The sequence below is a fragment of the Xanthocytophaga flava genome, assembly GCF_030068545.1.
Taxonomy (GTDB): Bacteria; Bacteroidota; Bacteroidia; order Cytophagales; family 172606-1; genus Xanthocytophaga; species Xanthocytophaga flava.
Genome location: NZ_JASJOR010000011.1, coordinates 203513 through 214660, shown reverse-complemented (window position 1 = coordinate 214660; position 11148 = coordinate 203513). Strand labels below are relative to the sequence as shown.

Genomic DNA, 11148 nt, shown 5'->3' with positions numbered 1-11148 from the left:
GGATATATGAGAACACAACAATACTAAAGTACGTACGTTAAAACTAGCAGAATTGTTCTTATATGGCTATCTTCTATATACTTCTCTAAAAAGAAAAACCCCTGAGATGGAAAACCATCTACAGGGGACCACAGTTGAAAAAATAGATCTTTATTAGATCTTTGACCAGTCTGTAGCAGCGGTAACTTCTGCACTGTCTACTTTCAGTGTCTGGCATGAAAATGTATAGGTAATCAACAATGGTGATGAATTATTGGCATCAAATTCTTCACGAACATCTACCAGATAAGCATTTTTCAATTCTACTTTTTGCAAAGTAGCATCTTCCGTAGCTTTTTTCAGATTGATCTTGATTGAGTCTACGGGCTTATGCGGGTTATTAGCCGCTTTCTCGAAGGTGTTATCTCCTTCTGTTACTCGTACTGTTAAATGTACCAAACCTTGCTGAAAACCAGAGGAAACCATTCCGTCTGCCGCAATTTGTCTGGACGCTCCCCAACGTAAATTTTCGACAACAAATTTACTTCCATTCCATTCTGCATTTGCTTGAAAAGCCATAATTGTAAAATGTTTAAGTGATTAATATTGATTTACTGTGTATCAAATTTGAGAATTCAATCACACATTTACAAATGCTCTGAGATAACAATACAGTAAGATACGACATTACAAAAAATATTTTTTACGCTTATAAGCCGGTTACCTTCCATAAAAAAACATACAAATATTTATTTTATTAAACGCTTATTTTACCTAAGGTACAGTCAATCTATTTACTCATAGTCATTTATGAAAAGCTTACTAAAGTCGACCAACCCGTCTATTTTATAGACAAAAACAGAGAATAGAAATCAAGTAGTAACTTTTCATCAATAAAAATTTTAAAAGCAGGTAAGATTAAGAGCAAAAAAGTAGCAAAACAATCAAAAAAATTACCCAAATAAATAACAGGTAACAATCAAAAAAAGAATTCTCTTAGAACAATAGATAATAAACCTAGTTAATACCAATACAAAAACACCAAATCGTTAACAAATACCAGTTGAAAAGAAATAACAACTATGGAAATATTGCCAGCTACTTTGACATAACTATTGAAGGAAAGTAGTTAGAATGTTTTTTCAACAAGTATTTTTATCTTCTTTACCCATTTATCACGGTAATCAGAATTGGCATGTTTGTAATAGGGTGGAATGGTTGTAGTATATACTTTGCCAAAATCAAGGATTTCCAGAACAGATTTTTTAAGTGGATGATATTGAGTTGTTCGTTCCACTTTAAATTCCATCCAGCTGTAATGATCCAGCAGAGAAATAATGCGGGCAGTTTTGAGAGACAATCCAGGATGACTTCCCCATATTTGAGCAGGAAGTCGCCCTAGAGAATCTGTCTGAAAAATCTTATTGAAAAATGCCTGACTTAATGTGGGTATATAGGCTTGATATACAGGCATAAAAATAGCCAGGTGACGAGAAGAAACAATAGACTTTATAACGTCTTTTAAATCACTTTCTAATTCATAGGCTGCTCTACCTGGATAGATAAAAGGGTCAAAGTCAAGAGTATGGATATCTGTAAAATGCAATGTAATGCCCAACTCTACAGATGCCAGTCTATAGGCCTCAACCAGCTCCAATCCAAACGATTCTTTTGCAGTAAATGCATGAATGAGACAGATTTCCTTTTGCATTGTCTGAGATTTCTACCAAAACAATGCAATGTACGACTTTCAGCTATATATCAACAGACTCAGGTCAATATTACCTGGTTTATATCAGACTGAACCATTACACGATAGCGGATTCCATCCATGCTATGTGCAACCAACTGATTCAATAAATCTAAGCAAATCACCTTCCAGCCATCTATTGAAACCTCTATTTCTTCTGAAGGAAACAATATAACATCTACTGTAGCAACTAATCCCTGTTTGCTTAGCTTTCCAGGTTGTAGTCCTTTTCGGATATCTACTCTCATTATTTGATTGCCCAGATGATAAAAGCAGAAATTTTTGATATCCTCCTGAGTCACTAGCCTGTTGCGGGTAGTCAACGCATATTTATAAGCATGAACCCGATCAAACGATTGTAACTTGGTTCTTCCTCCCCTTGTAGTGGTGAGCAATACAGGATCACCTATAGTAGCTACAGGCACAGAAATCCGCAACAGGCGGCTTCCTGCCCGAATAGAATTAGCCAGCAAGCTATTGGTAAGCCAGTAGTATACTTCCATTGTCTGAGCCGCATTGTCAATAGGCTCCACAAAGATGTAAGTAGGTACCTCATAGTTTTTATTAGGATCTTTCTCCACCTTTTGCTCAATCATTTTTATTTTCTTTGTCAACTCATTTACTACAGAGGCAACAAAATCTTTTCCGTAGGCAGCAAAAGAAGCCACTTCATCCCGAAGCAATTCCGTTAAATAACTGATAAACTCCCTGGCATTGCGTTCATCGAAACGTTCTACCCCACCATACCGAACTGAAAAATGTCCTTTGCCAATATCTGAAGCCCCTTGAGGAATATTGAAGTACTCCCTCTTTCTATCATCAGACACAGAAATTACAGAAAGAAAGTTTTCATACGCTTCCGGAATAAGAGGAATTACATTGTTGATCTCTTTGATTGAATGGAAATACAACTTTGGCTTCCGATTCATCACAGGAAAAGCATTGATATTCAGGGAAAGACTATTCAAAATATCGCTCGAAAAATAAGAAGGGAATTCAATATGTAACCACACCAGAGGCTCCTGATTTCCTGAATTCACGATAGCAAATCGTTCCTTTATCGCTTCCGGCACTGCATATGGATCGGGATTTTGCCAAATTTTATCAAGGTCTTCTATCGTAATAAATTGTTTACCATAAATTGTTTTCACTTCGTTCTCAAGCATCTTCATCACCTCATAATCCGAAAAAACAGATTCTATTGTTTGCCCGGCACCTATTTCAGATGAAACATATGATAAATTCGGCTTAACAGTTAATTCTTTGCCATCCGATGTCTTCCAGAAAGCAACAGGTAGAAGTGTATAAATCCAGTCATCCACATCTGGTTGAAACGAGGCATAAAAAGATACATTCTTTAGATGCTCTTCCGGATCGACAGACAAAGCCACCCAAGCACACTGATAAGGCAAGGGATTATCTGTAAATCCTTGGATAGCTTTATTCCGTTGCTCATCAAACCCATATAGTGTAGACCCTGAGGCATAATACTTTACGTCTGCATTCCATAACCGAATTGAATCAACAGGCGTAAAAATTACCGGATACTCAGTAAAATTCAACCCAGTCTCCTTCACCTGTACCTTTTTCTGAAATCCCAGTTGACTATGCGCATGAAGTGTCTGTCCTGCTTCACGGGTACGCAAATAGGCAATAGCATGGGCAGGCCTTGGAGATACATACATATCAGGTGTAAGCAAACGAGCAATGCGTTCCAGAATCCGGGACTCTGTATTCTGAATGTCATTATAAGCATTAAATAACTCATTGGACAAAGCTTCCATCAAAAGTCTGACAAAAGGATCCAGACTATGTATGTTCTTTACACCCCAAAAATGTGCGGCATTTTTCAGCAATCTGTTATTTATTGCTTCTTTGGAAACTTGCTTACCTATCAATACCATATCTTCTTACTAATTTCTACTATAAAATAGTCTATCTGAACTATTAGCTGTCCTTTAATTCACTGACAAAGGACTTAGAAATAACTCAGTACTAAATGTAAACTGTTCACCAGTCTGTACCATATTGGCACGAATATATACAATTGCTTTTCGTCGTAGTTCGGGACGCTTTTTAACCCCTATATGACGTTCTACTGTTTCAATGGAAATCTCTACTCTTACATTTTCCAGACGTTTTTCGTACCGGACAATCGCATCTGCAACAGCTAGCCGAAAACCTTCCTTCCAGGTTCCCTCATTGACAATCAGTTCAAAATCCATATCCCAGATTGCACATCCAAATTGAGGATCAAAACAATTTTCACCCGGCCTTGTGATCAACAACAATTGTAAATACTGTGCTATAGAGTCACCTGTATCCAGGCAGGTATCCAGCTCTTTTCCTTCCAGCATCTTTGAAAACCGGATAGGAAACTTCAGGTAGTTGGAATGCATAGCTATATAGTTCTCGAAAAATAGTTGTTTGGTAGAATCTTAGTCCAGAATACTCCAACCTGTTTTTTCTTTGGCAGTTTGATTGACTACCTCTTCTTTCACCACCAGGTTTTCCTTATGTTGGCCAATATACTCTAGTGTATTCAAACGACTCACGATCAGCGAAATACTCTGAAGCATCCGCTCTATATGACTCATCATCTGTCCTACATTCAAATGATCATAACGTATACCTACACAAGTAACCAACTGACTCTCAAAATTGCTTGGCAACACATCACACCATTCATAAAAGTACTTGAGCATTTCTTCCTTATCTTTCTCTGACATAGTATTCAGAGAAGTATACATGATATTAGCTAGTGCCGAAAAAATCTCTATGGAATAAACAGGTGGCTGCTGATGGGCAACATTCCTAAACCGGAAGTAGGTCTGGGCAATGTACTGAAGCAATACATCAACCAACATCCGAATATTGTAAGCCAACTCCGACTTCTGTTGTTTGTTTTTTATTTTCTGCACAATACTGATTGCATTCAACTGAATTTCATTCATGATACTCCCGAAGGTTTCATAATAACGTACCAGCAACGGATGACTTCGGATGGATGTGCAGGGTGGAATGAAACCAGCATCCTTATAAAATCCATCTGCTTTTCGTATTACCTTTCCTATGATCAAGAAATAGCCACCTGTATTGTCAGTATTGACACCTTCACTGCTCATCAACGTAAGGCCAACCTTTGGCATAGTATAAGGATGTCTGGGTGGAATCTCTACCGGGTCCAGATCTCCTATAGGCTGGCGATCGTAGGGATTGATAACAATAGCAACATAGTAAACCTTATCTATGTCATGTACAATTCCCCCTGTTCCAGAGTACGAGGCCTTATATACCAAACCATCTTTTACTATCTCACTATTAATAGTAATACGTAATCCACTTAGTGTAATAGCATCGCAAGTCTTAAGCGAAATCTCAACTTCTTTGGTTATCTTATTCTCCACTACAAAGTCATTCAGATAGTCACCTAATCCTCTGGCTGGCAAAAGTCCATAGTTGAATTGGTTAATCTGTGCCGAGAATGTATCATACAACTGATTCATGATATAATTCTCAGTATCTACCAGATGCTGCCGGGTAATTTTCATTCCATCTATCCAGTTAACAGACGGATATCTTTTTTGTATGCTCATACCTGATTGTTAGTAACTCGTTTGGTAATAATGGTATATCGCTCCCGAATACGATTCTCCTGAATACTAAAATCAGGATCTATGTATTTGCGTTTTCTGAAAAAGGAAGGCTGTATATAAAAGATCCAGGAATGCGGATTTCCATCTTCACTCTCTGCCACAATAGGGCTATCCGGAAATTTGCGATTATAGTTTTCAATGAAGATGCCAAACCACTCTCCAAAATTCATGGCTGCCTGTGCTTTTGCCTGTACTTTTATACGTTCTTCATCCTGAATATTCCGACCAAATTCCAGCTCCAGCACCATTAGTTTCGTAAAATCTACACTTTCCAGCTTTTTGGGGTCTACGATAGCAGGATTATACTGCCAGATTTTATAGATATCTACAGGAATATGCAGATACGCCAGATATGTCCAATAAAACAACAAGGGAATTACGATGGCAAGACAACACGAAGAAGCGAGTAAACCATTGGAAATCGGACTTAAAAGATTGTATAGTATAGAAAAGATGCCCATCCCGGCTATGAGTACCAACAATGTAACCACTATCTCAGTAATTAAAACATAGGTTTTTAACTTACTCGTAATGAACCTTGCCAAACCCTGTACATATAGCACACCACCTATCAGATATACAGCCTGAGCCAGAACATAATAATAAGGTGAAAAAACATCGCCTATGATTCCCCACAAACCCTGAATACCTATTGCTGCACCAGAGAGCAGGACAAATAAAATCAACGTTTTATTATCCAGCACTGCATTTTTCTTTTTAAGTAACCAGGCTGGAATAATCAGCAAGAGAGCAATAATAGGAAGTAGCAAATACTTCAAAAAAAAGGGCCAGAATACCATGTAAACAATTATTATTTTTGTACAGATATTTTAAAGTCAAAAAAATACAATCTGTTATATTGAAGCTGTTTAAACAAATTTATAAAGGCTGCAAAGGCAGATAGTATTAAAGTTCTTTAAGAACTAAAACACATAGGCTGCACCTTCACCTATTTTTCGGCCCATAGCCTAATAGGTTCGCTCTAAAACCTGCTCTTTTCGCTTCTTTAAAATTTGTGTAAACAGCTTCATTACAAATATGAACTAAATCCAAGCGTACTATAATCAGAACCTCCCAATACAAACCCCCGGTTTTCTTCTTCTACAAACACATATTGGCGATATCTTTTAGTAACAGGAATAAAAAACCGATAAATCTCCTGCAGAATGGCATTAAAGCTGGCTCCAGTCTTATATTCGTCAACCTTGTCAGCTTTCACAGGTCCTATTTCTATGACAATATCAATCTCTCCATCATAGAAGCTACCTGCCAGCAGCATATCTTCTCCCAGATGTTGCTCTCCAAGAACATAATAGGACTGGCCTTCTTCTACAGGAATTACTTTATTCTGTTCTTCTCTGATTTGCACAGGAGCCCCGATAAAAAGAGACAGATATTTCTCCATCCAGGCATAGTTTCCTCTGACCTTATGCAGAAAAGGCAGGATATACAAAAAAATCATGGCCGATACAGAATCGATTTCTTTTAAAAAAGGCCAGTAGTGTGCAAAAATGTCAATAACAGGAGGCGCTACTACCTGCCCAAGCTTATTTTCAATAAAATGCATCACCACAGTCAGATAAGACAGCTCCTGTTCGAATGGAGCAAAAAACTGATTAGCGGCCTGTGCTTCATCCCTTCTTCTGCGAATCTGCTCTATAATTTCCTCTTCTGTACTCAAAACAGCACCTAGTGTTGGTTCATGAAAAAGATTTTCAGGAAGAGAATCATAGATCCGCATTCGATGTGTCTCAAATATCCATAAGGTAGACAAATCAAATTCGGATGTGTCGTTGTATATTCTTGCTATATCCTTATTGTAAGGACGAGAACTTGAGCTCTTTCTCTGAACAATAATAGGATCTAATACTCCCAACAATTCAAACAAATGAGCTGCAATTTGTTCTACTTTATAATCAGATGAAATTTCATTGATTGAGTCCATCTTTATGTATGCATAGCTTTAACTGATGTTAAAACACACCAAAATTTTGAAACAACACAAATGCATATTTTGGATACTAAATACATAAGCTATGGTATTTAACCTATTTCTTATGGAATCGGGTAGTAGTTTACTTACAGTATATGAAAATATTACCTCTATACATTCAGACTAATAACTACACTTTTATCTATATATAGAAAATACATTTATTTAAAATCCCTATATATATCCAATGTATAATACTGTAAATCAATAGTATCAAATCAAAATACCAATTTTAAATCATAATGCTATTAAAACACACCTATAACGATCCAAACAGACAGATAAATTCTATTATCTTATAATAAAAAACAAAAGAACTCTAGATTGCCATTCAGTAGAAAAAGCATTAAAAAGCCTATCTAACAGCATATTTCTTTACTAACAAGGCTCCTATATATAAATCACCAACATAGTTATAGTTTTATTTTTAAGTATAGAAACGGAAACTTATTTTTCACACATTTCATTACAAGGCAAGTATTTTCAATTTTTAAAATGAAACTAAACCCCTATTTATTCTAAAATTGCCATAACAAAAAACCACTCATTAGTAATATATATTTTTTTAGGACTATTTTTTTCTCATTCTCTTTTCAAGTCAGCAACAGACATATTTCATATATCTGATTATCAACATTATAGTTGTTTCTAAAAACCATCTATATCATCAATCTCTATATCAAGCCAGCATGAATACGATTCTCTATTCTGATACTATCCAACAGATTATTCACATAGCACAAAGCTATGCCAGTGAATACAAAAATGAATATATAGAACCGGCACACCTTTTACGGGCAGCAATGCACAACGAAACAAGTCTGAAAGGATTTGTCTCTTCTTTGGGACATGATCCGTATTTTATCACTGAATGGGCAGAAGTACGTATGGAGGATCTACCCAAACAACTAAAAACCGGACATGCAGAGATGAGTACACTTGCCCTAAGTGTACTGGATGAAGCGGATACAATTCGGGGAAAACTGGGACTGGAAGAAACAACAGCTATTTGTTTGCTGGCAGCTTTGTGTAAGCCACATCTAGGCTTTTCTTCTCAACAACTCAAAACATTTCCTCTCAAAGAAAAAGATATCCTTGCTCCATTTCTTGAAAGAAACTCGCAGCCCCCCAACTTTCCTCTTCCCTCAACAAACACAGGATTGATATCTGAAAAAGCAGATGCTCTCACCCGATACTGTCAGAATAAAACCTTACTGGCAGCAGCAGGCAAACTCGACCCTATCATTGGACGAGATAGGGAACTTCGGATGATGATTGAAATTCTCTCCCGCAGAAACAAGTCGCATGTGCTACTTTTAGGAGAGCCCGGCGTTGGCAAATCTGCACTCATTGAGGGATTTGCACAAAATATAAGTAAAGGCAACATCCCTCTCCTTTTTAAGGAAATAGGACTATACGAACTAAACCTCAGTAGTCTGGCAGCCGGGGCAACCTATAAAGGAGAAGTAGAAGATCGCCTGCAACAGGTGATTGCAGAAATAAAAAGGCAAGGTAAGGGAATATTACTGATTGAGGAACTTCATACACTCCTCGATACAAAAAATCCTATGTACACAGGCATTGCCAGTCTGCTGAAGCCCGAACTAGCCCGCAATGAAATTATTTTTATTGGTACAACTACCATAGAAGACTACAGAAAAACCATAGAGCCAGACAAAGCTTTCAGCCGACGTTTTGAAATCATCACCTTGCAGGAACCAGACGAGGCTACCTGTATAAAAATACTTGAAATTGCATCTCCGACCTATGAACAACACCATCAGATAGTGGTAAAAAGAGAATCCTTCGCAGAATGTATACGACTGTCTAAACGTTACATGAAAGATAAACACCTGCCGGATGGCGCTCTAGATCTGCTTGACATGACAATGGCTTCGATTAAACTAACCGGAGAAACCAGCAGTAAAGATATTAATGTGCTTCAGCAACAATTTGAAGCTATTTGTAATAATACAGACTGGTCTGAAACAGAACAAGCCAGGGAGTTAAAGTGGCTTCACAATGAACTGACAAACAGAATCAGTCCTATACTGCTTGGTATGCTAACAGACGAAACAGATTTTAAAAATCTGGAAACAACAGAGGAAATCAAACTATACCTGACCCGGAAACTCTCAGATTTACATACACTATCTCAACAAAAATTCGAACAGGTAGACAAAAACGAACTCGCTGCTATAGTTGCTTATAAAACCGGTATTCCTATTGGAAAGATTCAATCCCAGGAAAAAGAACGCCTGATTAATATGGAGGAATACCTGAAACGACGGGTTATCGGACAGGATCATGGCCTCAAAGTCATCACAGATGCAATCATAGAAAATCGGAGTGGCATCAATAAACCGGGACAACCTATCGGCTCCTTCTTCTTACTGGGACCAACGGGTACAGGTAAAACAGAACTCACAAAATCCATTGCAGAGTTTTTATTTAACGATGAAAAAGCCATGATCCGGTTTGACATGTCTGAATTCAAGGAAGAACATTCGGCTGCACTGTTGTATGGAGCGCCCCCAGGCTATGTAGGGTATGAAGAGGGTGGCATGCTGGTAAATAAAATTCGGGAGAATCCCTATTCAGTTGTACTGTTTGACGAAATAGAAAAAGCTCATCGCTCTGTCTTTGATATATTCCTCCAAATCATGGATGAAGGGGTTATTCATGACAAACTGGGCAAAGAAGGTGATTTTTCAAATGCGCTGATCATTTTCACCTCCAATATCGGTAGCGATTGGATTGTCGAAAAATTCAACAATCAGGAGATGCCTAAACAAAATGAACTACTCGAAATTATGAGCAGGCATTTTCGCCCTGAATTTCTTGGGAGACTTACAGAAATTATTCCCTTTGCTCCTATCAATGAAAACAATGTAGTACGCATTCTGGAAGTTCAGATACAATCTCTCCTTTCCACACTTAACAAAATGGGTATTGAACTGGAATTAACACCAGAGGCAAAAAAGCATCTTGCTACCAATGGATTTACCCCTCAATATGGCGCCAGACCAATTTCAGGTATTATACGCAATCAGATACGAAGACCTCTTTCCAGAAAGCTCATAGCCGGCCAAATTAATAAAGGAGACAAGGTAATATTACATTATAAAAATGAAGAACTTCTGTGGCAATCTGTATCTACAGATTAAAATAAACAATTTCTACAGTATCATACTATATTATTTCTCACTCTATAATATACAATAAAACAGCAAATCAAAACAGCTTTAATTATATATAATTAAGGCTGTTTTGATTTAAATATAGATTAAGAATCGAAAAAGAATAATATAAAAATATTTCAGTATACCAATCCTACACCTAAAAACAGAGTTAAATCACATCTCACTAAATAGTTACAGTAAAATGCCAAAACATTAACTATTAAATATAAACAGTATTTACCTGCACTATATCAGATATTTATTACACCGCATTTTTGATATATACACATATCTATTTACATAAAAAACAGCTAAAAGAACAGTCTTTACAATCTATAATCTGTTCAAAACTTATACTACTCCAAAGAAAACTTCATTGAAACACAACGACATAAGTAACAATCAAATTAATTACATATCTTCATTCTTATACACTAATCAATTTTACACTTTTTCATTTTCATTTAAAGACTTACAATCCCTAGTATTTTCCTAAAGTCAGTTTCAATCGATATCAAAAGCCTATAATTTTACCGATAGTAACAATCACTACAAAATAAATATCAACAAGTATACATCTACAAGCTA

The 11148-nt window shown here is 36.8% G+C and carries 8 protein-coding genes; 1 reads left to right on the top strand and 7 read right to left on the bottom strand.

The window, feature by feature from the left end; genetic code table 11:
- Nucleotides 1-153 precede the first annotated feature (153 nt).
- The 7 genes from tssD to QNI15_RS17660 form a co-directional block, all read right to left on the bottom strand.
- Entirely contained in the window at nt 154-558 is a 405-nt protein-coding gene (gene tssD, locus QNI15_RS17690; RefSeq protein WP_313996011.1) for a type VI secretion system tube protein TssD, read from the bottom strand.
- A gap of 550 nt (nt 559-1108) precedes the next feature.
- Nucleotides 1109-1690 carry a hypothetical protein gene (locus QNI15_RS17685; RefSeq protein ID WP_314032810.1) on the bottom strand — a complete coding sequence of 194 codons (582 nt, stop codon included), beginning with the start codon at nt 1688-1690 and terminating at the stop codon, nt 1109-1111.
- 59 nt (nt 1691-1749) lie between these two features.
- Nucleotides 1750-3633: a type VI secretion system baseplate subunit TssF gene (locus QNI15_RS17680; RefSeq protein ID WP_314032808.1), complete on the bottom strand. Its 1884-nt coding sequence runs from the start codon at nt 3631-3633 to the stop codon at nt 1750-1752.
- 54 nt (nt 3634-3687) lie between these two features.
- The gene (locus QNI15_RS17675; protein WP_313996002.1) at nt 3688-4128 is read right to left on the bottom strand and encodes a GPW/gp25 family protein; all 441 of its coding nucleotides are present in this window, start codon (nt 4126-4128) and stop codon (nt 3688-3690) included.
- 39 nt (nt 4129-4167) lie between these two features.
- Nucleotides 4168-5325 carry a hypothetical protein gene (locus tag QNI15_RS17670; RefSeq protein WP_313995999.1) on the bottom strand — a complete coding sequence of 386 codons (1158 nt, stop codon included), beginning with the start codon at nt 5323-5325 and terminating at the stop codon, nt 4168-4170.
- Entirely contained in the window at nt 5322-6155 is an 834-nt protein-coding gene (locus QNI15_RS17665; protein ID WP_313995997.1) for a TssN family type VI secretion system protein, read from the bottom strand. Before QNI15_RS17665 ends, QNI15_RS17670 begins: the two co-directional genes overlap by 4 nt.
- Nucleotides 6156-6415: 260 nt before the next feature.
- A complete protein-coding gene (locus QNI15_RS17660) occupies nt 6416-7330 on the bottom strand; it encodes a type VI secretion system baseplate subunit TssG (protein ID WP_314032806.1) in 915 nt (304 codons plus the stop codon).
- Nucleotides 7331-8067: 737 nt separating this feature from the next.
- Here QNI15_RS17660 and QNI15_RS17655 point away from each other — a divergent pair.
- On the top strand, nt 8068-10545 hold the full coding sequence (locus QNI15_RS17655; protein WP_314032804.1) for an ATP-dependent Clp protease ATP-binding subunit: 2478 nt from the start codon (nt 8068-8070) through the stop codon (nt 10543-10545).
- Nucleotides 10546-11148 lie beyond the last annotated feature (603 nt).

Excerpts from the sequence above, each read along its gene's own strand:
- QNI15_RS17670 (WP_313995999.1), bottom strand. The coding sequence starts at position 5,325 with ATGAGCATACAAAAAAGATATCCGTCTGTTAACTGGATAGATGGAATG.
- QNI15_RS17685 (WP_314032810.1), bottom strand. The coding sequence starts at position 1,690 with ATGCAAAAGGAAATCTGTCTCATTCATGCATTTACTGCAAAAGAATCG.
- QNI15_RS17655 (WP_314032804.1), top strand. The coding sequence starts at position 8,068 with ATGAATACGATTCTCTATTCTGATACTATCCAACAGATTATTCACATA.
- QNI15_RS17680 (WP_314032808.1), bottom strand. The coding sequence starts at position 3,633 with ATGGTATTGATAGGTAAGCAAGTTTCCAAAGAAGCAATAAATAACAGA.
- QNI15_RS17675 (WP_313996002.1), bottom strand. The coding sequence starts at position 4,128 with ATGCATTCCAACTACCTGAAGTTTCCTATCCGGTTTTCAAAGATGCTG.
- QNI15_RS17660 (WP_314032806.1), bottom strand. The coding sequence starts at position 7,330 with ATGGACTCAATCAATGAAATTTCATCTGATTATAAAGTAGAACAAATT.
- tssD (WP_313996011.1), bottom strand. The coding sequence starts at position 558 with ATGGCTTTTCAAGCAAATGCAGAATGGAATGGAAGTAAATTTGTTGTC.